The sequence below is a fragment of the Amycolatopsis sp. M39 genome (genome assembly GCF_001651785.1).
Lineage (GTDB): Bacteria > Actinomycetota > Actinomycetes > Mycobacteriales > Pseudonocardiaceae > Amycolatopsis > Amycolatopsis rubida.
Map to the genome: position 1 here is coordinate 159,073 of NZ_LWSF01000002.1, position 22,530 is coordinate 181,602.

Consider the following 22,530-nt stretch of genomic DNA (forward strand, 5'->3'; position numbering starts at 1 on the left):
TACTAGTTGCTTGTATCTCTCAACTACTTGCTCGCCACAACTGTTCCCGAAAAGCTTGCATTCATCAACCAAATATCGTGTGACGCTAGTCTCTCGCCGGGCGATGTCGAGAACGCGCGACCGGCTCCGTCCCTGGCGCGAACGTGGCGACAACGAGCCGCCACCAGCACGGAGGAGAACCACAATGGCCAAGTACCTGCTGCTCAAGCACTACCGCGGCGCGCCGGCTTCGGTGAACAACGCCCCGATGGACCAGTGGACGCCCGAAGAGGTCACCGCCCACATCCAGTACATGCGCGACTTCGCGGACCGGCTCGTGGAGACCGGCGAGTTCGTCAGCGAGCAGGCGCTGTCCCCGGAAGGCACGTGGGTCCGCTTCGACGGCGAGGGCCGCCCGCCGGTCACCGACGGCCCGTTCGCCGAGACCAAGGACGTCATCGCGGGCTGGATGCTCATCGACGTCGACAGCTACGAGCGCGCGCTCGAACTGGCCGGCGAGCTGTCCGCGGCTCCCGGCGCGGGCGGCAAGCCGATCCACGAGTGGCTCGAACTGCGCCCCTGCTACGGCGTGACGCCCTCGGTCACCGAATGAACGAGGAACTGCTGCGGGAACTCGTGCCCGCGGTGATCGGCATCCTCGTCCGGCGCGGAGCGGACTTCGCCTCGGCCGAGGATGCCGTGCAGGAAGCGCTGATCCGCGCGCTCGACGCGTGGCGGGACGATCCGCCGCGCGACCCCAAGGCGTGGCTCATCGCGGCCGCGTGGCGCCGGTTCCTCGACGCCACGCGGTCGGAATCCTCGCGCCGGGGCCGGGAAGTGGCGATGGACGCCGAGCCACAGCCCGGTCCGGCGTCCGCGGTGGACGATTCGCTCCAGCTCTACTTCCTGTGCGCACACCCGTCGTTGACGCCGTCGTCGGCCGTCGCGCTCACGCTGCGCGCGGTCGGCGGGTTGACCACGAAGCAGATCGCGCAGGCGTATCTGGTGCCGGAAGCGACGATGGCGCAACGGATCAGCCGCGCCAAACGGACCGTGTCCGACGTGCGGTTCGACGCGCCCGGCGACGTCGCGACCGTGCTGCGCGTGCTGTACCTGGTGTTCAACGAGGGCTACTCCGGCGAACTCGACCTCGCCGCCGAAGCCATCCGGCTGACCAGGCAGCTCGCGGCGGGATTCGACCATCCGGAGGTGGCCGGCCTGCTCGCCTTGATGCTGCTGCACCACGCCCGCCGGGCCGCGCGGACGAAGCCGGACGGCAGTCTCGTGCCGCTCGCCGAACAGGACCGCGGCGTTTGGGACACCCGGCTGATCGCCGAGGGCGTCGACCTTCTCCAGTCGGCGCTGGCCCGCGACCAGCTGGGCGAATACCAGGCCCAAGCCGCGATCGCCGCGCTGCACGCAGACGCTCTCGCGGCAGCGGAAACCGATTGGGTGCAGATCGTCGAGTGGTACGACGAGCTGCTCGCGCTGACCGACAGCCCGATCGTCCGGCTCAACCGGGCGGTCGCGGTCGGCGAGGCGGACGGAGCCCGGGCTGGGTTGAACGCGCTGGCGGAGCTGGACGACAAGCTGCCGCGGCATCGTGCGGTGGCGGCTTATCTGCACGAGCGGGACGGGGATCTGGCGACCGCCGCGCGGCTGTATCGGGAGGCGGCGGAGAAGGCGGGCAATGTGGCTGAGCGGGATCACTTGGTCAAGCAGGCGGCGCGGCTTAACAGCTCGTGAGTGGCGATCACGGTTCTCACCGTGATCGCCACTCACGACCTCACTCGCTGTACCCCGGAATCGGGAACGCCCGCAGAAACTCGGAAATCTCCGCCGCGATCGCATCCAGCGCGCCGTCCTGCTGTGCGGCCGCGGCGGTCACGGTCCGGTCGATCCAGTCCGCGACCTGCACCTGGTGCTCCGGCTTGAGCCCGCGCGTGGTGATCGCCGAGGTGCCCAGCCGGATGCCGGACGGGTCGAACGGCTTGCGCGGGTCGAACGGCACGGTGTTGTAGTTCAGCTCGATGCCCGCGCGGTCCAGCGCCTGCGCCGCGGGCTTGCCGGGCACCGCCTTGTTGGTCAGGTCAATCAAGAGCAGGTGGTTGTCCGTGCCGCCGGAGATGAGGTCGTAACCGCGCTCGACCAGCGCTTCGGCCAACGCCTTGGCGTTCGCGACGATCGTGTGCGCGTACTCGGAGAACGAGGGCTGCTGCGCCTCCCCCAACGCGACCGCGATGGCGGCCGTCGTGTGGTTGTGCGGACCGCCCTGCAGACCGGGGAACACCGCCTTGTCGACGGCCTTGGCGTGCTCGGCGTCGGAGAGGATCATCGCGCCGCGCGGACCGCGCAGCGTCTTGTGCGTGGTCGTGGTGATGACCTGCGCGTGGCCGGCCGGCGACGGGTGCGCGCCGCCCGCGATCAGGCCGGCGATGTGCGCGATGTCGGCCACCAGCACGGCGTCGACCTCGCGGGCGATCTCCGCGAACGCCGGGAAGTCGATGGTGCGCGGGATGGCCGTGCCGCCCGCGAAGATCAGCTTCGGCCGGTGCTGGCGGGCGAGGTCGCGGACCTGATCGAGGTCGACGCGGCCGGTTTCCTTCCGGACGCCATAGCGGACCGGCGTGAACCACTTGCCGGTCGCGGACACGCTCCAGCCATGGGTGAGGTGGCCGCCGTCCGGCAGCGCCATGCCGAGCACGGTGTCGCCCGGCTTGGCGAACGCCAGGTACACCGCGAGGTTGGCCGGCGAGCCGGAGTACGGCTGGACGTTCGCGTGGTCGGTGCCGAAGACGGCCTTCGCGCGCTCGATCGCCACCTGTTCGACCTGGTCGATGAACTGCTGGCCCTCGTAGTAGCGCTTGCCGGCGTAGCCCTCGGAGTACTTGTTGGTGAGCACGCTGCCGGTGGCTTCGAGCACCGCTTGCGAAACGTAGTTCTCGGACGCGATCAGGCGGATCTTGTCGTGCTGGCGTTTCGCTTCGTCCTCGACGAGACCGGCGATCCGCGGATCCGCCGCGGACAGTGCGGACAGGGCGGGCTGGTGTGTCATGGCGTACTCCGGCTGTGCAGTGGCCCTCACCCAGGCGCGCGGTGCCGGCCTCGTCGTCGCTCCCCGGTGGTGCTCCACCTCTTGAATGGCGCCAGTCGCTGCTGCGGGACGGAGTTTAGTGCACTCCGCCAGGGGCGTCCGGTCCGCGGGAAACGGGCTCAGACCTGCTCTAGGCCGCTGCGATGCCGCCGCGCGAGTTCCTGGTAGACCGCCGCGTTGTGGTCGACCCACACGCGCGCGGAATCGGTGAGTTCCACGAACTTCTTCGCCGGGCTACCCATCGCGATCATCTCCGCTGGGACCTCGGTGCCGGGCGTGACCGTCGACCCCGCGGCGACGAACGCGCGCGGTCCGATCACCGCGCGGTCGAGGACCGTGGATCCGTTGCCGATCAACGCCTGTTCGCCGACCGTGCAGTCGTGCACGAGGCACTGGTGCCCGACGGTGACGTTGCGGCCGACCTCGGTCATCTCGGGTCCGGAGTGGATCACCGAGTTGTCCTGGATGTTCGCGCCCTCGCGGATGACGATCGGACCGAAGTCCGCGCGGATCACCGCGCCGTACCACACCGAAGCGTCCTTCTCGACGGTCACGTTGCCGATCAGGGTGGCGGTGGGAGCGATCCAGGCGTCCGGGTGAACCTGCGGGCTGACGCCGTCCAAGGAGAACAAAGGCATGCCGGGAGCCTAAGCGGCGTCAGCGGTATCCGGCGAAGCAGAGCGCCTCGATGTCGCCGCGGAGGCTCGCGGACGACCGCGGCCGGACGCGTTGCTGCACCACCGCGCCGAGCAGATAGCTCAGCAGCGAGCGGGCGCGGGCACGCGGATCGTCGACGTCGAGCGGGCCGAGGAGTTCGACGAGCAGTTCGGTGATCGAGGTGAGCATCGCGTCGATCGCCTGCGGATGCTGCGCGCGGCCCGCCGCGATCCAGTACTCGAACCAGAGGAACGCGCCGCGCGGGTGATCGGCGAATTCGGCGAGGTAGGCCTCGGTCACCGCGAAAAGCCGTTTGCGCGGGTCGGAGTGCTTGTCCGCGACCTTGCGCAGCTCCGCCGCGAAAATGTTGATGTGCGCGGCCATCGCCCGGTCGATGAGCACGTCGATGTCGGCGAAGTAGTAGTGGATCGCGCTCTTGGTGAGCGGTCCGGCCTCGGCGATCGCGCGTACCGTGCAGCCGGCGAGCCCTTCGCGGGCGAGGACCTGGCGCGCCGCTTCGACGATCAGTTCCTGCTTCTGCAACTGGTTGGGCGACAGCTGGGTGCTGCGACCGGGTAGGGCGCTCACGGTGATCCTCGTTACGTTCGTCAGGACAGCAGCCCTGAATCCTAGGCCAGTCGTCCCAACGTCTTCCGGCGGGTGAAAAACCGGATTGGCCACCCCGGTCCGCGCAGCGGACAATGCCCGGCATGGTGATCTCAGGGGACAAGGGGCTCAGCGAGGCGGCGCGCCGTCAGCTGGAGAAGGAAATCGCGGATCTGCGCGCGCAACGCGAGGCGCTATCGCCGCAGCCGGGCGAGCAGGAACGCACGGGGGACGCCGCCGACCAGGCGGACGTGATCGACCGCGCCGAGGCAGCGGCGCGACTGGACCGGCAGATCGCCGACGTCACCGCGAAGCTGGAGCACGGCGCGTACGACAGCTCGCTGCTTCCCGACGGCACGCGGGTTTCGCTGCGTTTTTCCGACGGTGACGAGGAAGAGTTCACCGTGGTGACCCTTCCCGGCGAGGACGCCGACGCGATCACCTCGGACAGCCCGCTCGGCCTCGCGCTGGCCAACGCGAAGGCAGGCGAGGAAATCAGCTACCGCACCCCGCGCGGGCAAGCCACCGCGACGGTGCTGAAGCTGACCCCGCCCGCCAACTGACCTCATAGGACAGACAGTGGCCGCCCCGGTTTCCAGGGCGGCCACTGTTATTTGTCCGCGTTGGCCACCGTTTCGGCCTGATAGGCGAACACGCCGTCAGTCTCGACCGCGACGTGCCAGCCGCCGCAGTCCTTGTCCATCCGTTTGTGCTCGCCCGCCGGCCACCAGTCCGCGGTGAGCGTCGGAGCTTTCGCCTCGGCCTTCCCCGGCTGGCACAGCGCGGGCAGGCCCGACGGACCTGGCTGATAGCGCAGAATCCGTTCCGAACCGGTGGTGCGGATCAGTTCGGTGACCGACTTCGCGTCGTCGGGCACCCACGACGGAAGCCGGGCGTCCGAGTTGGCTTTGCCCTGCTTTCCGTTGTCGTAGGAAACCGCCTTCACGTGGCCGTTCGACTTCTCCTCGACCGAGGCACCGAGTCCGCACGCCGCGACCGTGGCCAAAGCCGCGATCCCGGTCGCGGCCAGTACCGCCTTGTTCCGCACGCTGTTCATGGCTTCCAGTCAACCGGGACCCGCCTGTCCCGCCCTCGTTCTTCCGGCCCTTTGCGGCTGGCCAGTCGGCTGACTCCGTCCCTCAGACGAGTGAAATCGCGGTCATTCTTCGCGGTCGAGATGGGCCCGCAGCGCGGCGAGCGGTCCGTCCCAGTCCCGCGCGAGCGCGGCGAGGAACTGCTGCGCGACGCGCATCGGCGCGGAATCGAGCCGGTACCGCACACGGCGGCGCTCACCGGGTTCAGCGGCGACCAACCCGGCGTCGGACAGCAGGCCGAGGTGCTTGGCGACCGCCTGCCGGGTGATCGGAAGGCGCGCCGCCAGGTCCGTCGCCGTCGCCGGACCGCGCGCGGCCAGCTCGGCGAGGATCGCACGCCGGGTCGGATCGGCGAGCGCGGCGAAAACCTGCTCGGCGACCGCTTCGGAGTCAGCTGCCATCGAGACTGGCCGCCAGCTCGTCCAGTTCGCGGGCCCAGCCTTCGAGGTGCGAACGGTAGGTCGCCGGGTACTGGCCGTCCGGCAGCTGCGCGAACCCGGATTCGACCACGGTGAGCCGGGTTCCGCCGTCGCGCGCGTGCAGGGTGAACTCGACGTACGTGCGTCGCGGGTCGTCCTCCGGCATCCCGTCGACCTGCCAGGTGAACCCGAACACCGCTGGCTCCTCGACACGCGCGACCCGGATTTCGGCACTGCGGTCGCCGATCCACGCGACGCGTCCGAGCCCGCCCGGACGCAGGTCGATCTCGGCCTCGTCGCCGAACCAGGCGCTCAGGCCGTCCGCCGTGCACACCGTCGCGGGCGGCTGCGCCAGCTCGACCGTCCGCTCGATGCGGTCGGGAAACCCCATTTCGTGCTCCTTCCGGGCCGAGCCTAGGCAACCACACTCCATTGACGCAACAAGGCAGTTGCATTACTTGGCGAAAGGAAGTCCGATGAACTCCTTCACCACCGAGCTGACCGTCGACCGCACCCCCGAGGAGGTCTTCGCCGCGGTCACCGACGTCCGAAGCTGGTTCAGCAAGACAATCACCGGTGCCGCGTCGCCTGGCATGTCGAGGACGCGTACGTCGCCTTCGTCGACCAGCACGACGAATGGACCGACACGCGGATGAGCTTCGACATCACGCCAGGCCCGAACGGAACGACGCTGCGCTTCACGCACCACGGCCTCACTCCGGACCAGGCCTGCTACCGCGAGTGCTCGCGCGGTTGGACGAGTTGCGTCACCACGAGCCTGCACGCGTTGCTGACGACTGGCGTCGGCGAGCCGATCCCGGAATCCGCCGCCCCGGCCAAGTAATCCCCTCAGGGGAGCTGGAAATCGGAAGTGTCGCGCTTGGCGTGCATCTCCCACAGCGTCTCCGCGATGTCGGCCGGATCGATCTCCGGGAACTCCGAATTGGGTCCGATAGCACCCGACAGCAATGCGGCGTGGACGCCGCTGCCCCGGATCATGGCTCCGATTTGAAGCGTCGCCGCGTGCACCCCGTCGGGCGAGATTTCGGCCGCCAGGCTCTGGATGTAGTTGCGGGTCGCGGCCATCGCCGGACCGATGCCGCTGAGAACGGGCGCTGGCTGGGTGGCCGAGACGCTCTGGCTGATCAAAATGCTGCCCTCGCCGCGGTCGCGCAGCTCCCCCAACACGGCCTGAACCAAGGCGATCGGGGTGAGGAAATACAGGTCGAGGAGCTGCTGCGCGGTCGCGGGCGTCAGCTCGGCAGCGGGCGTGAATCCGTTCAGATCCAAGGGCGCGTACGACACCACGTCGATCCGCGCGAAGCGGTTCCGAATCGCGTCGACCAACGCCGGGATCTCCGCTGGGCGCGCTAGATCCGCCGGAAACACCGCGGCTTCGATGCCCTCCGCACCCAGTTGACCGGCCAGTGCGGCGAGCCGTTCGCGATCGCGCGCGACGAGCGCGACGCGGAATCCCTCACCGCCGAAGCGCCGGGCGATCGCGGGGCCAAGGCCGGTGCCGGCACCGAGGAGAACGAGAGTCTTGGACACGGAACCTCCATAAGTTGATGACAGCCTCAACTTTGACGCCAAGTTGAGGCTGTTGTCAACTTCCTCGCCCGGACCTACGATGACCCGGTGAAAACGGAGGGGAAGCCCACGCTGCGCCGAGACGCCCGCCGCAACCAGGAACGGCTCCTCACCGCGGCGGCGGAAGCCTTCCGGGAGAAGGGTTTGACGGTGCCGCTGGAGGAGATCGCGCAGCGAGCGGGTGTCAGCGCCGGAACTCTCTACAACCGCTTCGGCGGGCGGGAAGCGCTGATCGACGCGGTGATGCCCGAACTGGTCGCCGCGCGGATGGACGAGGCGATGCGCCAGGCGGAGGCGGTCGACGATCCGTGGGAATCGTTCGTCACCTACGTGACGGTGCTGTGCGAACAGCAAGCCGACGACCCCGCGTTCCGGGACGCGATCAGCCGTCAACTCCAGGACGCGCCTGAACTGACCGCGCGGTGCACGGCCGAACTCGCCAAATCGGTCCGGCTGCTCGAACGCGCGCAACGGTCCGGGACGCTGCGCGCGGATGTCACCTCCGACGATCTGATGCTGCTGATCTTCACGAACGCGCTGATCGTTCGCGAGACCGTCGAGGCAACCCCGGACGCATGGCGGCGCACACTGTCGTTCAGCCTCGCCGGACTGCGCGAAGACCCTTCAAGGAAAGCCTAGCGGCCGACCAGAAGTTCATCGCCAAGAATTTCCGGAAAGCCCAGTGCAGCTACAGCTTCACCCAGCCAGGTCCCGGTGAATGGGATCACGCCTTCGCCGAAGCCCGCACTGCCATGGCCGAGCCGCGGAAAAGCGCCGAGGAGATACTGCCGGTCCCCTGAAGCGCGTCCTCACCACGCACCGGACTGCTCGACGCACTCCCGCACCGCACTCGTGCCCGGCAAATTGTCGGTCGCGCTCGCGGTGGTGTCGCGGACTCCCGAGGCAAGATCGGGATGGAGCACATCACCCGGCACCAGCGGGAGGAGCTGGGCGCACCGCTCGACGTCGGATTCGGCTGCCTGGTCCGCGGGCTGAAGTTCGAGGTCCGCAGTTCGGGCGGGGACGTGCTGGTCTCGCTTGCCAAGGCGGGTTCCGGCATGGCGGACACCGTACGGGAGCAAATGCTTACTTCACCGTACGAGACGACGGAACTGGTCCCGTCCGTCCTCCGGCTCGGGCCCGGCGGCCTGGAGTTGCTCGCTGAACGGAGCGACTCCCCTAACGGGTGAATTCAGGGAAGCCGAGCAGGCTGCCCCCGAAACGACTCAGGCCCCCTCCGAACTGCTTCGGAGGGGGCCTGACCTGGGAGCCGCCTGGGGGAATCGAACCCCCGACCTATTCATTACGAGTGAATCGCTCTGGCCGACTGAGCTAAGGCGGCATGCCGCTGTGCGACGGTCACCAGTGTAGCGGAGGCGTGGTGCGTCACCTTGCGGGGGCCGCGTCGTTAGGCTCCTATGACTTCGGTCTCACCCCCCGACCCGGCGATCCACTGGAGGACCCGGCACATGCAGCGAAGACTGCCCCGTGCGCTGGCGGTACCCGCAACTGCCGCGTTGCTGCTGCTTCTGGCCGCGCCGGCCGGTGCGCAGGAGATTCCGACGACGCCGATCCCGCAGCCGAACAACCCCTCGCAGCCGCCCGCGTCCGCGCCCATCGGGCCGCAGCCGCTCGGGCACGCGGTGGGCGACGCGGGTACTGCGCTCGGCGTCCTGCGGTTGCTGCCGAACTCGGTCACCACGAGCACGATCCTTCCGGGCTTCGGCCAGACCCTGCCTAAGCAGTCCGCGCTCGAAGCGGGGATGGGACTGTCCAGCGCGTCGGCGAACTCGGAGGCCTACCTGGCCTACGAGAAGTCGATCGCGCAGTCGTCTCCGTTCGGGCTGGCCGTCGGGGGCCAGGCTCCGCAGACGCCGGGCAGCCTCGTGCAGACCGCGCTGCCGGACAACCCGAAGGAGATCAGCGGAGGCCTGAACGCGCCGTCGAACCCGCTGCTCAACGTCGGGCTGCTCAACGGCACCGCGCACGCCCGCTGGAGCGAATCGCTCGGCCCGTGCGTGGACACGATCGCCGACTCCAGCACGTCCGTCGCGAGCCTGTCGCTGCTGAACGTCATCCCGACGCTGCCGCAGGTCCCGCTGCTCGGCAACGGCGGGCTGAAACTGCCGGACAACACCCAGCTCGCGCAGGGTTTCGACCCGAAGAGCGGCCTGCAGAGCCTCGGCGGCCTGCTTCCCGGCAGCGGCCAGACGCCCACCGCGGGCACCGGTTCGCTGCTGAGCCTGCCGAACACGCTGTCGTCGCGGTCGCAGGTCAAGCTCGTCGACATCCCCGGTTCGAAGAACAAGGCGGTGCAGTCGAAGTCCACGCTGCAGGCGGCGGACATCAACATCCTCAAGGGCACCCCGCTCGAACTGAACCTCAAGGTGGCCAGCCAGCCGACGCTCACCGTCACCTCCACCGGCGACGCGAAGACGTCCAAGGTGGACTACCAGGCTCCGGTGATCACCATCGCGGCCGGCGGCAAGACGCTGTACACGCTCGACGCGGCGCACCCGACCAAGGACATCCCGATCGGCCTGCCGCTCTCGCCACTGAGCGACCAGTTCGGCGCGCTGGACAACGTGCCGGTGGTCGGCGGCCTCGTCGCCACCGCGACGAAGGGCCTGCAGCAGCTCGGCGACACCACTAACAAGGTGCTCGACCTCGGTGTGCTGCGGCTGAGCATCGCGAACCTCGACCAGAAGCAGTCCGAGGCGACCACGCCGTTCAAGGGCTACCAGATCGGCGCGGCCGCGCGGCTGCTCGACCTCCAGGTGCTGCCGACGCAGAAGCTGAAGTCGCTGCTGCCGAAGCAGGCTGGCGACAACCTGCCGTCGTCGCTGGCGCAGCTGTCGCTTGGCGAGCAGGTCGCCCGCTCCTACGCCCCGACCGGCGGCGTCGTATGCGGTTCGACGACGACTCCGCCTGCCCCGCCCCAGGGTGGTGCCGCGCCGGCTGGTCCGGTGAAGCACCTGGCCTACACGAACGGCGCGTACGACACGGTGCCGCTGTTCTGGACGGGTACGGCGATGCTGCTGCTCGGCGTCGTGCTGGTCGCGGCGTTCCCGCACCGGCGGCGTCCCGCGCTGGTGCTGAACCGGCCGACCGGCGGTCCGGACACCCCGTTCAAGCCGTCGCCGCATCCGCGCGACTGACGTTAGGCAGGGAAACGGCTCTCTCGCTGGCTGGCGAGGGGGCCGTTTTCTGGTGAGTGTCAGCCTTGGCGCAGCGTGGTAACCATCGCTTCCACCGCGATCCGCGGCTTCACGTTCAACCCGATCGCGTCACGACACTCCAGCACCGCCTCCAAGCGGCGCAGCGTCGACTCCGGCGACCAGGAAGCCGCAGCCGAGTTGATCTGCTCGGAGTGGTCTGGATGCGTCAGCGTCGCACCGGAACGGGTGGTCGTCACCAGGACGTCGCGGTAGAAGCCCGCCAAGTCGACCAAGGCGAGGTCGAGCGTGTCGCGCTGGGTCCGCGTCGCGCGAGACTTCTGGCGCTTCTCCAGCTGCTTCACCGCGGCCTCAGCGGCACGTTTCGCTCCGGCGACGCCCTTGCCGGTGCCGTCGCCGCCCATCGCGGTGCGCAGCTCGGAGCGTTCCTGCTCGTCGCGGCCCTTGCTTTCCTCGCCCGCGTCCGCTTCCGCCGCGCTGATCAACTGGTCAGCGCTGGTGAAAACGTCGTCCGGACGGCGCAGTCCGAGCGGAATCCGCAACACGGTGGCGCGACGCTGCCGAGCGGCTTCATCAGTGGCGAGGCGACGCGCGCGGCCGACGTGACCGTTGCACACCGCCGCGGCCCAGTTGGCGCGCTCGGGCTCGACGCCGTCCCGGGAGATCAGCACCTGCGCGATCGCCTCGGCGGGCGGAGTGCGCAGCGGAACCAGCCGGCACCGCGAACGGATGGTGACCGAGACGTCCTCCGGGTGATCCGACGGCGCGCACAGCAGGAAGACGGTGCGGGCGGGTGGCTCTTCCACAGCCTTGAGCAGCGCGTTCGAAGCGCCCTCGGTGAGCCGGTCGGCATCCTCGATGATCACGACCTGCCACTCGCCGGTCGTCGGCCGTCGCGCCGCGGCCTGCACGAGCGCGCGCATCTCGGCGACCGAAATGGACAGTCCTTCCGGGACGACCAGCCGCACGTCCGCGTGGGTGCCGGCCATCGTCGTCCGGCAGCCGGGGCAAGCGCCGCAACCGGTTCCGGTGCTGCACTGCAGGGCCGCGGCGAACGCGCGCGCGGCGACCGAACGGCCGGAGCCCGGCGGTCCAGTCAGGAGCCAGGCGTGGGTCATCGCCGCTGGCGAGACAGCTTCGCCAGCAACGATCTTGGCTGCCGCGGCCGCCGCGGTGGACAGCGTTTCCACGGCAGGCTCCTGGCCGACAAGCTCTGTCCAGACGCCGATCGGGGTCGTCACCGATCCTCCACTTTGGACATTGCGGACAGCGCGTCCGCGCCGTTCTCCGGCGGTTCCGCTTCGGCGGCCGCCGCCTCTGCGACGTCCGCGCCAGCCGCGTCCTCGGGCTCGTCCTCCGGCGGTTCCGCGGGGGCGAGCCCGGCGAAGACCGACTGGACGGCGCTGCGGACGCGGCCCGCCACCTCGTCGTCGGAGGCCTCGGCGTCGACCACCACGTACCGGTCCGGGTCGGCGGCGGCCATCTCGGCGAGCAGCTTCTGCACCCACAGCTGGTCCTTCAGCGACGGCTGCGGGTCATCCGGGTGCGCGGAGTCGAGAAGCACGGTGAGGTCCGGGCGGAGCCGTCCGGTGGCCCAGTCGACCAGGCCTTCCAGCTCGGCGCGGTCCAGCTCGCCCGCCGCGGACAGCGACGCGAGCGGGGAGTCGACAAAGCGTTCCATGACGACGACGGACCCGCCGTCGAGCGCGGGCTGGATCTGGCGTTCCACCAGCTCGGCGCGCACGGCCGCGGCGACGAGCGCCTGCGCCCGCACCCCGGTGAGGGCAGCGTCCGAAACAAGCGTGCGGAAGCGTTGTTCGCCGAGCGCTGGGTCGGCGCTGAGCACGACCGGCCGGGTGCCGGTGCCGAGCCAGCGCGCGAGGCGAGCGGCCTGCTCGGCGGTGTTGACCGCGGTGGTGCCCTCGACGGCGATCAGGAAGCCGTTGACGCGGCGCGGGTTGCGGCGCAGCGCGTTGCGCAGATCGCTGAAGATCTTCTCGGTGCGCCGCTCGTCCATCTGCCGGTAGGCGATGATGCCGAGCAGCACGGCGAGCAGGCCGCCGCCGAGGATGACCGGGCGCGTGCCGTCGACGATGATCGGCGTGCCGAACAGGGTGACGTTGCGCTGCCGGACCAGGCCGATCAACACCGGCGTGACCACCGTCGCGCCGAACAGCACGATCTTGAGCATCGCCTGGTAGATCGCGTTGATCCGGCCGCGGATCGCGTCCTCGACCCGGGAGCCGATGATCGTGACGCCGGTGAGGAAGGCGGTGCCGGCGCAGATGCCGACGAAGGCGACCGCGCCGACCGAGATCGCCAGGTGCGGCGACAACGCGACGACGCCGAGCGCGAGCCCGGCGAGGACGATCGAGATGCCGAACAGCCGGTCGTGCGGGAGCCGGTGCGCGAGCTTCGGGGCCAGCGCCATCCCGAGAGCGAGGCCGATGAACACGGCCAGCATCAGCAGGTTGAACGCCGCGTCTCCACCGAGCAGCGACGACGAGTACGGCTTGGCCGCGCCGATGACCGCGCCACCGGCCGCGAACGCGCCGAAGGCACCGATCAGCAGGCCGCGGACGATCGGCGTGCTGCGGACGAACTTCAGCCCGTCGCGCATCATCGCGCCGAAGCCGAACTTCTCCTCGTCAGCCCGCTTGACTTTCTGCTGCGGCAGCGAGTGAACGTCGCGCAGGGACAGTTCGGGGATGCGGGTGGCGACGAGAATGCCGCTGATCAGGTACAGCAGGCCGGTGATGACGACGACGACCTTGGCGATGTAGAGGTCGACCCCGGGGCCCTGGAAGAGCTGGAACGTGGAGTTCGCGCCCTGGATCAGCGCGTTCGCCCCGGCGGCGGTGATGACGGCGAGGCCGTAGGTCATCACCATGCCCAGCTGGTTGGCGGTCTCGACCTGCTCGGGGCGGCGCAGCAGGTTCGGCACCGCCGCGTCCTTGGACGGGATCCACATGATCGAACAGCAGCCGACCAGGAAGTTCGCCACGAACAGCCACCACGGTGCCCCGATGATGGCGATCGAGAGCAGGAACCCGCAGCGCAGCAGGTCGCAGATGACCATGATCTTGCGCCGGTCGAACCGGTCCGCGAGCAGGCCGCCGACCGGCGCGAACAGCAGGCCGGGCAGCAGCGCGGTGACGACGACGCCGACGAACGCGTAGTTCTGCGCGGAGTAGTTGTCGAGGAGTTTGGTGCTCAGGCTGGTGAGGTTCAGCAGGTTCAGCCAGTCGGCGACACTGCACAGATACGTGACGCCCCACAGCCGACGGAACGGCTTGATCGCCAGCACTCGGCGGGCCCGGTGAATCGTGGACGTCCCGCCCGATCCGCCCGGGCCGGTGCCGGGCACCGACCGTACGCCCTCGCTGATACGCCCACCCCACTTGTCACGGCGGAGTCAGGCGACCCCTGCGGATCCCCCGACCGTGTAGCCGCCAGGGTAGTCCCGCCGCGGACGGGAGGAGGGCACGCCCCGTGATATACGAGGTCAGCGGGCGTCAGCCGAACAGCCCCTTCACACTGCTCACCAGGCTAGCGATGAGCTCGATCGCGACAATTCCGAACACGATGAGCAACACCACAGCGAGCACCACGCCCGCCGTGCTGCTGGAGGGACGCCCGAAGCTGGGCATGCTGATCGAGGGCAGCCCACGCCGGCTCTGCCGTTCGGCGAGCTCCTCCTCGATGTCGTCGTCAGCGATCTCGGTGACCCGCTTCGGCCGCGGCCGGGGCACCTTCTTCAGCAACTGCGGAGCCTTGGTCGGCCACGTCCGCTGCCGCGGCAGCAACCCGAGCGGAACCAGATCCGGCCGGTCGGACGGCGGAACCGGATTCGGCGTCTTGACGACTTCCTTCTTCTTGGCTTCCTCTTTCAGCGCGGCCTCGACCATCCGCTTGACCTCTTCGGGATCATGCTGAACCGGCTTGGCGGTCGGCAACGGCCGGGGCGCGCGGCCGGACGCCATCTCGAACCCGGACAACGGATCGGAGAACCGCTCGCCCCCGACCTCGCCGACCTCGCCGGCCAACGTCCCGTCCCGGTCCGGCCCGGAGGCGGGAAAAAACGGAGTCCCGTCGCTCGTGCTCATGGTGACCACCTCACTACGGAATGTCCGGCGAGTCCAGTGTCGGCGAGAGTACCGGTCCCCGCATCCACCCAATGGCCGCAGAACCACTACTGCCCGCGCCCGGGGGAAGGCGCGCCACCCGGACCAGTGACCGCCGGCAGACGGCCGGGCGGAGGGGTTTTGGCACGGGGAACCCTGGGCCGGGCCGAGGGGGCGGGGTTGGACTTCAGGGGCAGGATTGGCTGGCTGCAGGAGCTGGGGTGACCGGGCTTGGCTGATGAGCGCACAGGACCGACAGGTCGGCAGGGCTGACTTCGGCCGACGGGCGGGCGGGACCGACAGACCGGCCCGGGCTGTCCCGGCTGGCCCGGCTGACAGATCGATCGAGCTGGCGGGTCAGCCGGTTGGCGGACCGGTTGCGGCGTGGACGAACCGACCGGGTCCGCCGGAGAGGCACTGAGCGCGACTGAGCCAGGCTCGCCCCAGCCAGCCGCAGCCGGAGTGCGGCCTGGCACAGCCCGCCCCAGCCGGAACGCAGCCGGAGCACAACCCGGCACAACCAGCCCCAGCCAGCACACAGCCCGGCACAACCAGCCGCAGCCGGAACACAGCCCGGCACAACCCGGCCCAGCCAGCACAACCCGGCCCAGCGCGGCACAGCCCGGACCAGCGCGGCACAGCCGGACTGTCCCACGCTCGGCCGGGCCGCCCCGCGCTCAGCCAGGAACGTCCCAGACTCCAGCTGGACTGTCCCGCGCTCGGTCCGACACCCCGGACTCGACCGACCAGATCCAGTCCGGCCGCCAGCACCTCCGGTCAAGCATGACCGCGCACCGCCTCCACGATCCACGCCTCCGCGGTCCCCCGGGTAGCCGGAGACCACGTCACCACCCATCCGCCGCCTCCGCCTCGTGGCGCGGCCCGGAACTGGTACCTCCCCTGATCGTTGTCCACCAGCCCGAACGCTCCGTGCGGGTACTCCGCCAGCACCGCGTCCCGTACTGCCAGGTCCACCAGCACCGTTCCCTGCCGGGGCCGGGCCACCGCTTGCCGGATGACGTCCAGGTCTCCCCACGCCGCCCGCGGGATCAGGCCGCTGTCGTCGGTCTCTATGCGCACTGCGGGGCCAGGGCCGGGCGGGCGGTCCGGCAGGCCGTCGAACACCCATCCGGGCAGCGCGCTCAGCATCCCGGACCGCAGCCGCGCCCGGCGGCCCAGTTTGCTCATCACCGTGGTGAAGTCCTCGTCTCCGAAGAACCGCACCTCCCACGGCTCCTCGCTCGCCGGGAACACCCCGGTGACCACTCCTCGGATGAACCCGCCGCGCAGCACTCGGTACAGCTCGACCGCTTCGGCGGTCACCTCTCCCTCAGCGGCGAGCCCGAGCGCGGTCATCCCGGCGACGAATCGCGTGTACTGCTCCACCTCCTCGGCCAGCCCGGCGCCGAGCATCGGCCCGAACGACTGCCGGACCTCCTCTGCCAAGCTCAGTCCCGAAGCCGCTCCGGCGGGCTCCTCCTCGGCCAGCACGGGCGGCACCTGGAAATGCGGGTCGTAGAACTCCATCACCGAAGGCCGCTGCGGCATCTCGGCCCGCAGCGGTCCGATGACCTCGTCGATGACGTCGAAGACGACGGGTGCTGAACTGCTCACCCCGTCATTGAACACCCTGGTACCGACAATTTCTCGAACTTTTGTTCGAGTCGACCCATCCGTGCGCCGAGCGGTCGGTCAGCGCCGCGACACCGGGTCGCCGACACGCATCGTGGGCGCGAGGAAGCCGACCGTCACCACAAGAGCGCCGACCACGGCGAGCGTCCAGTGCAGGCCGATTCCGCCGCTCAGGCCGCTGACCAGCACCGGACCGGCGAGAAACCCGAGGTATCCGCACGCCGCGACGGCCGCGATCGCGCGCCCCGGCGCCTCCGGTTGCTTGCGTCCGGCCGCGCTCCACGCGAGCGGCACGATCCCGGACACGCCGAGTCCGACCACCGCGAACCCGATCACCGCGACCATCGGCACCGGCACCGCGACCACCAGCAGGAATCCGGCGACCGTCACCGCGGTCGCGACCCGCAGGAACAGCACCGCGCCGACGCGCTCGACGACCCGGTCGGCCACCGTGCGCACCCCGATCATCGTGATCGAGAACGCGAAGTAGCCCAGCGACGCGACGGCCGTGCTCGCCGTAGTGACCTCCCGGAGGTAGACCGCGCTCCAGTCGTTCACCGTGCCTTCCGCGACGAAACCGCAGAACGCGATCACGCCCAGCGGGATCAATGCCTTGCTGGGCAAGGCGAACGCCGCCTCACCCTGTCCGCGATCGGCACCCGGCAAGAACTGCGAAGCGGCGAAAATCCCGAGCACCAGCAGCACCACGCCAGCACCGGCGAAGTGCGCTTCGATCGGCACCCGCCAGACCTCCATCAGCGCCGCGGCACCCGATCCCGCCAATCCGCCGATGTTCCAGAAGGCGTGGAACCCAGCGAAAATCGGCCGCCCGTACGCCTCTTCGACGCGCGCGGCGTGCGCGTTCATCGAGACGTCCAGCAGGCTGTTGCCCACTCCGAGCACCACGAGCGCGGCAACGAACAACGGCAGGTCCGGCGCGAAGGCGACGAGCGGCAATCCACCGCACAACACCGCGGCTCCGCAAAGAACCCCGCGCCTGCTGCCGATCTTCGTGATCAACGGCCCCGCGGCCAGCAAGGCGACCACCGAACCGGCGGCCAGCCCGAACACCCCGATCCCGAGTTCTCCGGTGCTGAGGCCGAGTTTCGCTTGCACCGCAGGCACTCGAGCCGCCCATGAAGCGAATGCCGCACCACAAACCGCGAAAACCACGGAAACCGCGGCACGAGCGCGCTGCGTCTCCCCCATCCATCCCCCTGATCCGAGAAAGGGCCACCCGGAGTTCTCCAGGTGGCCCTTCGGATCCTCGTTACTTCGACTTCGTCGCGGTACTGCTTCGCTTAGCCGGTGCCTTCTTCGCCGTGGTCGACTTCGCCGCCGCGGACTTCGTCGTGGTCGACTTCGTCGTGGTCGACTTGGTCGCGGTGGACTTCGCCGGTGCCTTGCGCGTCGTCCGCTTTTTCGGCGCCGGACCCTTCGCGCGCTTCTCCGCCAGCAGCTCAGCGGCGCGCTCCGCGGTGAGTTCCTCGATGCTGTCGGACTTTCGCAGCGTCGCGTTGTACTCGCCGTCGGTCACGTACGGGCCGAAGCGGCCATCCTTGACCACCATCGGCTTGCCCGACACCGGGTCGTCGCCGAGTTCCTTCAGCGGCGGACGCGCGGTGGCCGACCGGCCGCGCTGCTTCGGCTCCGAATAGATCTTCAGCGCTTCTTCCAGCGTGATCGAGAACAGCTGATCCTCGGTCTGAATCGACCGCGAGTCCGTGCCCTTCTTCAGGTACGGCCCGTAGCGCCCGTTCTGCGCGGTGATCTCGTCGCCCGACTCCGGGTCCTTACCCACGACGCGCGGCAGCGAAAGCAGCTTCAGCGCGTCGTCGAGCGTGATCGTCTCGATCGACATCGACTTGAACAGCGAGCCTGTACGCGGCTTCGGCAGCTTCGCCTTCGCGGCCTTCTTCTGCGCCGCGGTGGCGTCCTCGGGCAGCTCCGGCTCAGGCAGCAGCTCGGTGACGTACGGGCCGAAGCGGCCTTCCTTCGCCACGATCTCGTGTCCGCTGACCGGGTCGGTGCCCAGCACGCGGCCCTCCTGCGGCGTCGCGAAGAGCTTCTCCGCAATCTCCGGCGACAGCTCGTCCGGCGGCAGGTCCTCGGGCAGGTTCGCGCGCTGCGACTCGCCGTTGACCTCACGCTCCAGATACGGCCCGTAGCGGCCGACGCGCACCACGACCTGGTGCCCTTCGGCGTCGCTGAACATCGGGATCGAGTTGATCTCGCGCGCGTCGATGCCCTCGACACTGCCGTCGACGAGCTTCTTCAGCCCGCCGAGNCCCGCCGAGACGGCCGACCGAACCCTCGACGCCGAAGTCGCCGCCGAAGTAGAACTTCGACAGCCATTCGACGCGATGCTCGTCGCCGCTGGCGATGCGGTCCAGCTCGTCTTCGAGCCCGGCGGTGAAGTTGTAGTCCACCAGCCGTTCGAAGTGCCGCTCCAGCAAGCCGATCACCGCGAACGCGACCCACGACGGAACCAGGGCGGAGCCCTTCTTCCAGACGTAGCCGCGGTCCTGGATGGTCTTGATGATCGACGCGTACGTCGACGGGCGGCCAATGCCCAGCTCTTCCAGCTTGCTGACCAGGCTCGGCTCGGAGTAGCGCGCGGGCGGCGACGTGGAGTGGCCGTCTGCGGACAGCTCGGGCGCGGTCAGACCCTGGTCCTTGACCAGCACCGGAAGCCGGCTCTGCTTGTCATCGGCCTCGCCACCGGCCTCGGAGTCGACTGCCTCGACGTACGCCTTCAAGAAGCCGGCGAAGGTGATCGTGCGACCCGAAGCGGCGAAGGTGCACTCCTCGCCGGTCGTGGCGGTGCCGATGATGCGCACCGACATCGTGGTGCCCTTCGCGTCCGCCATCTGCGACGCGATGGTGCGCTGCCAGATCATCTCGTAGAGCCGGAACTCGTCGGTGTCCAGCTCTTTCGCGACCTGGCCCGGCGTACGGAAGACCTCACCCGAGGGACGGATCGCCTCGTGCGCTTCCTGCGCGTTCTTCACCTTGCGCGTGTACTGGCGCGGCGACGGCGAGACGTACTCCTTGCCGTACAGCTGCGTTGCCTGGTTTCGCGCGGCCGTGATCGCCGACTCCGACAGCGTCGTGGAGTCGGTACGCATATAGGTGATGTAACCGTTCTCGTACAGCTTCTGCGCGACCCGCATCGTGCGCTCGGAGGTGAAGCGCAGCTTGCGGCCCGCCTCCTGCTGCAGCGTCGAGGTCATGAACGGCGCGTACGGCTTGCGCGTGTACGGCTTCTCTTCGACGCTCGCGACCTTGAAGTCGCGGTCCTGCAGCCCCTGGGCCAGCGCCCGGGCGTCGGACTCGCCAAGCACGCGGATGTCCGCCGTGTTGCCCTTGAGCTGACCGTTCGAGTCGAAGTCACGACCGGTCGCGAGGCGCGCACCGTCGACCGCGACCAGCCGCGACGGGAACGTACGCGGCGAAGCGTCCTCGCCGGCGTCCATGGTCGCCGAGATGTCCCAGTACGACGCCGAGGTGAAGCGCATCCGCTCACGCTCGCGCTCCACGACGATCCGCGTCGCCACGGACTGCACGCGGCCCGCCGAAAGCTTCGGCATGACCTTCTTCCACAGCACCGGCGAGACCTCGTAGCCGTAAAGCCGGTCGAGGATGCGGCGGGTTTCCTGCGCGTCGACGAGGTCGGCGTCCAGCTCGCGGGTGGCCGCGGCGGCGGCCTGGATGGCCTGCTCGGTGACCTCGTGGAAGACCATCCGGCGCACCGGGACCTTGGGCTTCAAGGTCTCCAGCAGATGCCAGGCGATGGCCTCGCCCTCGCGGTCGGGGTCCGTCGCGAGGTAGAGCTCGTCGACGTCCTTCAGCAGCCCCTTCAGCTCGGTGACCTTGGACTTCTTGTCCGGGGTGACGATGTAGAGCGGCTTGAAGTCGTTGTCGATGTCGACGCCGAGCCGGGCCCACGATTCGCCCTTGTACTGCGCGGGGACGTCGGCGGCGCCGCGGGGCAGGTCCCGGATGTGCCCGACGGAGGACTCGACGACGTAGTTGCCGCCGAGATAGGGGGCGATCTTGCGGGCCTTGGTTGGCGACTCGACGATCACCAGCCGCCGTCGATCGGCACCGTTGCCCCCGGTACCGCTCTTCTTGGTCCGTGTTCCTGCCACGCTGCCCTGCTCTCCACTCATCTCCGCGCCGCCGCAGCGGCGCTCTCACCCCTGCACCAGAGGGGTACTGCGCCCGCGTCTCGACCTGTCAGTGTGCACGTCCCCGGTGTCCGCGCAGCGCCGAGGTGCCCTGACGAGCCGCCGGGGCCTTGCCCGTCGGATCGCCGCTGACCTCGACGATGTTTCTCCTCCACACCTAGCACGTGATGTCGGACACGTGCCGTGCAGGGTAACCGGTCATAGCACCGATACCCTCCGTTAGACGGTGGCGGGTCCCAGGACGTCGACGGTTCACTTATTCCTCCCCCCAGCCGAAAGGAACCCACCATGATCCGCCGACTGGTTGGCGCCGCGATCGCCGTCACGGCGACATTCGCGCTGGTCACCGCCCCCGAAGCAAGCGCGGCGACCACCACGTTCACCGGTGCCGTGGCGCTGTCCAACTGCTCTGGTTCGGTCGTGAAACCGGCCGCCACGCCGATGGACGCGCCCGCGATGGTGCTGTCGAACGGGCACTGTCTCGAAGATGGCATGCCCGATCCGGGGCAGGTGATCGTCGGGCAGTCCTCGAACCGTTCGTTCGACCTGCTGTCGCCGGACGGGCAGAGCTCGGTGGGCACCGTGACCGCGACCAAGGTCGTCTACGCGACGATGACCGACACCGACATCTCGCTGTACCAGCTGAGCGACACCTACGCCGACATCGAGCAGAAGTACAACGTGCCGCCGCTCGAACTGGTCAACACCCATCCGCAGGCAGGCACGCCGATCGACGTGGTGTCCGGGTACTGGAAGCAGATCTACTCCTGCTCGATCGACGGTTTCGTGCACGAACTGCACGAGAACAACTGGGTCTGGAAGGACTCGATCCGCTACGTGCCGGGCTGCGCGACCATCGGCGGCACGTCCGGTTCGCCGGTCGTCGACCGCAACACCGGCAAGGTCATCGGCGTGAACAACACGTCCAACGACGACGGCCAGCGCTGCACGCTGAACAACCCGTGCGAGGTCGACGAAGCAGGCAACGTGACCGTGCGGCCGAACTACAAGTACGGCGAAGAGACCTACGGAATCCCGGCCTGCCTGACCCCGGCCAACGAGATCGACCTCAACCAGCAGGGCTGCACCCTGCCGAAACCGTAGGACACTTCATCGGTCCCCCATCGCTTGGCGGTGGGGGACTTTTTCTGCGCGGCTACCCCACAGCCTCCAGTAAATACTGTGCGGGGCTCTCCGCCGGAGCGCCTCGGCGCGGCTCTCCCGGCGTCCGTTCGCGGCGCTCCCCGGCCGGCGGCAACTCCGGCCACGCCGCCTCCGCCCCGGCCGGAGGTTCGCCGATCAGCTCCAGCAGACCGGCCAGCTTCCGCCGTCCGCTGACACGCACCGCGGGCTGCTCCGCCTTCGGCCCGAGCAGCCGGGCCTGGACGCCCAGCGACGCGAGCACAGCCAGCAGTTCCTCATGCATTCCTGGGGCCAGCGGATCGACGCCCAGCAGGTAGCCGCCCGGTTCGGGACGGCCCGCCGCGAGCGCCCACATCCGCAGCATCGCGCCGCTCAGCCGGAAGCCGCCCGGCACCGCCTTGCCCGAATCGTCCTCCGCCGGACCGGTGTGTCCCGGCCGCAGCCACTGTTCGGCGAGCCCGAGCAGATCGACCCGGAACGACGTGCGCACCTGCGGACTGCCGCATTCGGCCGCCGCGACCTGCGCGTCCGCGCCCCGGCTGCGGCATTCGCGCGCCAGCGCCCGAGCCCGCCACGACTCCTCGACCAGCACCGACAGCCGCGCCGCCGTGCGGCCGAACCCGGTGATCTGCCCCTGGCAGCACAACAGCCCGGCCAGGTCGGGCAGGCCCGGGCCGGTCGCCTCCGCCGAGAACAGCGAGATCGTCCGATCCACGCCGCGATGATAGAACACAAGTTCGATTGAAGGCGAGCGTCACGCCGAGGTTTTTCCCGCGCACTCAGCGTTGTCGGTATAATAATACCGGTACCGACCCTGGGAGCCCAG

At 69.3% G+C, this 22,530-nt stretch carries 21 protein-coding genes, 1 tRNA gene and 1 pseudogene; 8 read left to right on the forward strand and 15 right to left on the reverse strand.

What is annotated here, in order from left to right; all coding sequences use genetic code 11:
* Nucleotides 1-184: 184 nt before the first annotated feature.
* A complete protein-coding gene (locus A4R44_RS05450) occupies nucleotides 185-592 on the forward strand; it encodes a YciI family protein (protein WP_067576932.1) in 408 nt (135 codons plus the stop codon).
* Nucleotides 589-1,725: an RNA polymerase sigma factor gene (locus A4R44_RS05455; RefSeq protein ID WP_067576934.1), complete on the forward strand. Its 1,137-nt coding sequence runs from the start codon at nucleotides 589-591 to the stop codon at nucleotides 1,723-1,725. The genes A4R44_RS05450 and A4R44_RS05455 overlap by 4 nt, the downstream gene beginning before the upstream one ends.
* A 40-nt stretch (nucleotides 1,726-1,765) precedes the next feature.
* On the opposite strand, the gene glyA is transcribed toward A4R44_RS05455, so the two are convergent.
* The 3 genes from glyA to A4R44_RS05470 form a co-directional block, all read right to left on the reverse strand.
* Entirely contained in the window at nucleotides 1,766-3,034 is a 1,269-nt protein-coding gene (gene glyA / locus A4R44_RS05460; RefSeq protein ID WP_067576936.1) for a serine hydroxymethyltransferase, read from the reverse strand.
* A 158-nt stretch (nucleotides 3,035-3,192) separates the two neighbouring features.
* Entirely contained in the window at nucleotides 3,193-3,711 is a 519-nt protein-coding gene (locus A4R44_RS05465) for a gamma carbonic anhydrase family protein (protein WP_067576938.1), read from the reverse strand.
* A 19-nt stretch (nucleotides 3,712-3,730) separates the two neighbouring features.
* Nucleotides 3,731-4,318, reverse strand: a complete 588-nt coding sequence (locus A4R44_RS05470; RefSeq protein ID WP_067576940.1) for a TetR/AcrR family transcriptional regulator — start codon at nucleotides 4,316-4,318, stop codon at nucleotides 3,731-3,733.
* A 122-nt stretch (nucleotides 4,319-4,440) separates the two neighbouring features.
* Here A4R44_RS05470 and A4R44_RS05475 point away from each other — a divergent pair, with 122 nt between their 5' ends.
* Nucleotides 4,441-4,899, forward strand: coding sequence for a GreA/GreB family elongation factor (locus A4R44_RS05475; protein WP_037808306.1), 459 nt, complete (start codon nucleotides 4,441-4,443; stop codon nucleotides 4,897-4,899).
* A gap of 47 nt (nucleotides 4,900-4,946) precedes the next feature.
* Here A4R44_RS05475 and A4R44_RS05480 read toward each other — a convergent pair whose 3' ends face one another.
* The 3 genes from A4R44_RS05480 to A4R44_RS05490 form a co-directional block, all read right to left on the reverse strand.
* Nucleotides 4,947-5,393: a hypothetical protein gene (locus tag A4R44_RS05480; RefSeq protein ID WP_067576942.1), complete on the reverse strand. Its 447-nt coding sequence runs from the start codon at nucleotides 5,391-5,393 to the stop codon at nucleotides 4,947-4,949.
* A 102-nt stretch (nucleotides 5,394-5,495) separates the two neighbouring features.
* The gene (locus A4R44_RS05485; protein WP_067576944.1) at nucleotides 5,496-5,831 is read right to left on the reverse strand and encodes a helix-turn-helix transcriptional regulator; all 336 of its coding nucleotides are present in this window, start codon (nucleotides 5,829-5,831) and stop codon (nucleotides 5,496-5,498) included.
* On the reverse strand, nucleotides 5,821-6,240 hold the full coding sequence (locus A4R44_RS05490; RefSeq protein ID WP_067576946.1) for an SRPBCC domain-containing protein: 420 nt from the start codon (nucleotides 6,238-6,240) through the stop codon (nucleotides 5,821-5,823). Before A4R44_RS05490 ends, A4R44_RS05485 begins: the two co-directional genes overlap by 11 nt.
* Nucleotides 6,241-6,402: 162 nt before the next feature.
* Here A4R44_RS05490 and A4R44_RS05495 point away from each other — a divergent pair, with 162 nt between their 5' ends.
* Nucleotides 6,403-6,693: an SRPBCC domain-containing protein gene (locus A4R44_RS05495; protein ID WP_232791536.1), complete on the forward strand. Its 291-nt coding sequence runs from the start codon at nucleotides 6,403-6,405 to the stop codon at nucleotides 6,691-6,693.
* 5 nt (nucleotides 6,694-6,698) lie between these two features.
* On the opposite strand, the gene A4R44_RS05500 is transcribed toward A4R44_RS05495, so the two are convergent.
* Nucleotides 6,699-7,400, reverse strand: a complete 702-nt coding sequence (locus tag A4R44_RS05500; RefSeq protein ID WP_067576948.1) for an SDR family oxidoreductase — start codon at nucleotides 7,398-7,400, stop codon at nucleotides 6,699-6,701.
* Between the two features lie 87 nt (nucleotides 7,401-7,487).
* On the opposite strand from A4R44_RS05500, the gene A4R44_RS05505 reads away from it, so the two are divergent.
* The gene (locus tag A4R44_RS05505; protein WP_093572548.1) at nucleotides 7,488-8,078 is read left to right on the forward strand and encodes a TetR/AcrR family transcriptional regulator; all 591 of its coding nucleotides are present in this window, start codon (nucleotides 7,488-7,490) and stop codon (nucleotides 8,076-8,078) included.
* 275 nt (nucleotides 8,079-8,353) lie between these two features.
* Complete coding sequence (locus A4R44_RS50020) at nucleotides 8,354-8,629, forward strand: hypothetical protein (protein WP_067576950.1); 276 nt, start codon at nucleotides 8,354-8,356, stop codon at nucleotides 8,627-8,629.
* A 78-nt stretch (nucleotides 8,630-8,707) separates the two neighbouring features.
* Here A4R44_RS50020 and A4R44_RS05515 read toward each other — a convergent pair.
* A tRNA-Thr gene (locus A4R44_RS05515) sits at nucleotides 8,708-8,781 on the reverse strand.
* A 127-nt stretch (nucleotides 8,782-8,908) separates the two neighbouring features.
* On the opposite strand from A4R44_RS05515, the gene A4R44_RS05520 reads away from it, so the two are divergent.
* The gene (locus tag A4R44_RS05520; protein WP_067576952.1) at nucleotides 8,909-10,597 is read left to right on the forward strand and encodes a hypothetical protein; all 1,689 of its coding nucleotides are present in this window, start codon (nucleotides 8,909-8,911) and stop codon (nucleotides 10,595-10,597) included.
* A gap of 59 nt (nucleotides 10,598-10,656) precedes the next feature.
* Here the strand turns inward: A4R44_RS05520 and A4R44_RS05525 are convergent, their stop codons facing one another.
* The 6 genes and pseudogenes from A4R44_RS05525 to topA all read right to left on the reverse strand — a co-directional run bounded on the left by A4R44_RS05525 (nucleotide 10,657) and on the right by topA (nucleotide 20,543).
* Nucleotides 10,657-11,856: a DNA polymerase III subunit delta' gene (locus A4R44_RS05525; RefSeq protein ID WP_067576954.1), complete on the reverse strand. Its 1,200-nt coding sequence runs from the start codon at nucleotides 11,854-11,856 to the stop codon at nucleotides 10,657-10,659.
* The gene (locus tag A4R44_RS05530; protein ID WP_067576956.1) at nucleotides 11,853-13,982 is read right to left on the reverse strand and encodes a dTMP kinase; all 2,130 of its coding nucleotides are present in this window, start codon (nucleotides 13,980-13,982) and stop codon (nucleotides 11,853-11,855) included. Before A4R44_RS05530 ends, A4R44_RS05525 begins: the two co-directional genes overlap by 4 nt.
* A 148-nt stretch (nucleotides 13,983-14,130) precedes the next feature.
* Nucleotides 14,131-14,721 (reverse strand): hypothetical protein, encoded by a 591-nt coding sequence (locus tag A4R44_RS05535; RefSeq protein WP_202506954.1) that lies wholly within the window; start codon nucleotides 14,719-14,721, stop codon nucleotides 14,131-14,133.
* 795 nt (nucleotides 14,722-15,516) lie between these two features.
* Complete coding sequence (locus A4R44_RS05540) at nucleotides 15,517-16,368, reverse strand: ESX secretion-associated protein EspG (RefSeq protein WP_067576960.1); 852 nt, start codon at nucleotides 16,366-16,368, stop codon at nucleotides 15,517-15,519.
* Between the two features lie 63 nt (nucleotides 16,369-16,431).
* Nucleotides 16,432-17,580 (reverse strand): MFS transporter, encoded by a 1,149-nt coding sequence (locus A4R44_RS05545; RefSeq protein WP_067576962.1) that lies wholly within the window; start codon nucleotides 17,578-17,580, stop codon nucleotides 16,432-16,434.
* Nucleotides 17,581-17,641: 61 nt separating this feature from the next.
* A pseudogene (topA, locus tag A4R44_RS05550) lies at nucleotides 17,642-20,543 on the reverse strand (type I DNA topoisomerase).
* A gap of 306 nt (nucleotides 20,544-20,849) precedes the next feature.
* On the opposite strand from topA, the gene A4R44_RS05555 reads away from it, so the two are divergent.
* A complete protein-coding gene (locus A4R44_RS05555; protein WP_067576964.1) occupies nucleotides 20,850-21,665 on the forward strand; it encodes a serine protease in 816 nt (271 codons plus the stop codon).
* A 52-nt stretch (nucleotides 21,666-21,717) separates the two neighbouring features.
* Here the strand turns inward: A4R44_RS05555 and A4R44_RS05560 are convergent, their stop codons facing one another.
* Nucleotides 21,718-22,419 carry a hypothetical protein gene (locus A4R44_RS05560; RefSeq protein ID WP_067578039.1) on the reverse strand — a complete coding sequence of 234 codons (702 nt, stop codon included), beginning with the start codon at nucleotides 22,417-22,419 and terminating at the stop codon, nucleotides 21,718-21,720.
* Nucleotides 22,420-22,530 lie beyond the last annotated feature (111 nt).

What these genes read in the sequence shown, in the direction of transcription:
- A4R44_RS05450 (WP_067576932.1), top strand. Translation starts at nt 185, where the DNA reads ATGGCCAAGTACCTGCTGCTCAAGCACTACCGCGGCGCGCCGGCTTCG.
- A4R44_RS05455 (WP_067576934.1), top strand. Translation starts at nt 589, where the DNA reads ATGAACGAGGAACTGCTGCGGGAACTCGTGCCCGCGGTGATCGGCATC.
- glyA (WP_067576936.1), bottom strand. Translation starts at nt 3,034, where the DNA reads ATGACACACCAGCCCGCCCTGTCCGCACTGTCCGCGGCGGATCCGCGG.
- A4R44_RS05465 (WP_067576938.1), bottom strand. Translation starts at nt 3,711, where the DNA reads ATGCCTTTGTTCTCCTTGGACGGCGTCAGCCCGCAGGTTCACCCGGAC.
- A4R44_RS05475 (WP_037808306.1), top strand. Translation starts at nt 4,441, where the DNA reads ATGGTGATCTCAGGGGACAAGGGGCTCAGCGAGGCGGCGCGCCGTCAG.
- A4R44_RS05480 (WP_067576942.1), bottom strand. Translation starts at nt 5,393, where the DNA reads ATGAACAGCGTGCGGAACAAGGCGGTACTGGCCGCGACCGGGATCGCG.
- A4R44_RS05485 (WP_067576944.1), bottom strand. Translation starts at nt 5,831, where the DNA reads ATGGCAGCTGACTCCGAAGCGGTCGCCGAGCAGGTTTTCGCCGCGCTC.
- A4R44_RS05490 (WP_067576946.1), bottom strand. Translation starts at nt 6,240, where the DNA reads ATGGGGTTTCCCGACCGCATCGAGCGGACGGTCGAGCTGGCGCAGCCG.
- A4R44_RS50020 (WP_067576950.1), top strand. Translation starts at nt 8,354, where the DNA reads ATGGAGCACATCACCCGGCACCAGCGGGAGGAGCTGGGCGCACCGCTC.
- A4R44_RS05520 (WP_067576952.1), top strand. Translation starts at nt 8,909, where the DNA reads ATGCAGCGAAGACTGCCCCGTGCGCTGGCGGTACCCGCAACTGCCGCG.
- A4R44_RS05535 (WP_202506954.1), bottom strand. Translation starts at nt 14,721, where the DNA reads ATGAGCACGAGCGACGGGACTCCGTTTTTTCCCGCCTCCGGGCCGGAC.
- A4R44_RS05545 (WP_067576962.1), bottom strand. Translation starts at nt 17,580, where the DNA reads ATGGGGGAGACGCAGCGCGCTCGTGCCGCGGTTTCCGTGGTTTTCGCG.
- A4R44_RS05555 (WP_067576964.1), top strand. Translation starts at nt 20,850, where the DNA reads ATGATCCGCCGACTGGTTGGCGCCGCGATCGCCGTCACGGCGACATTC.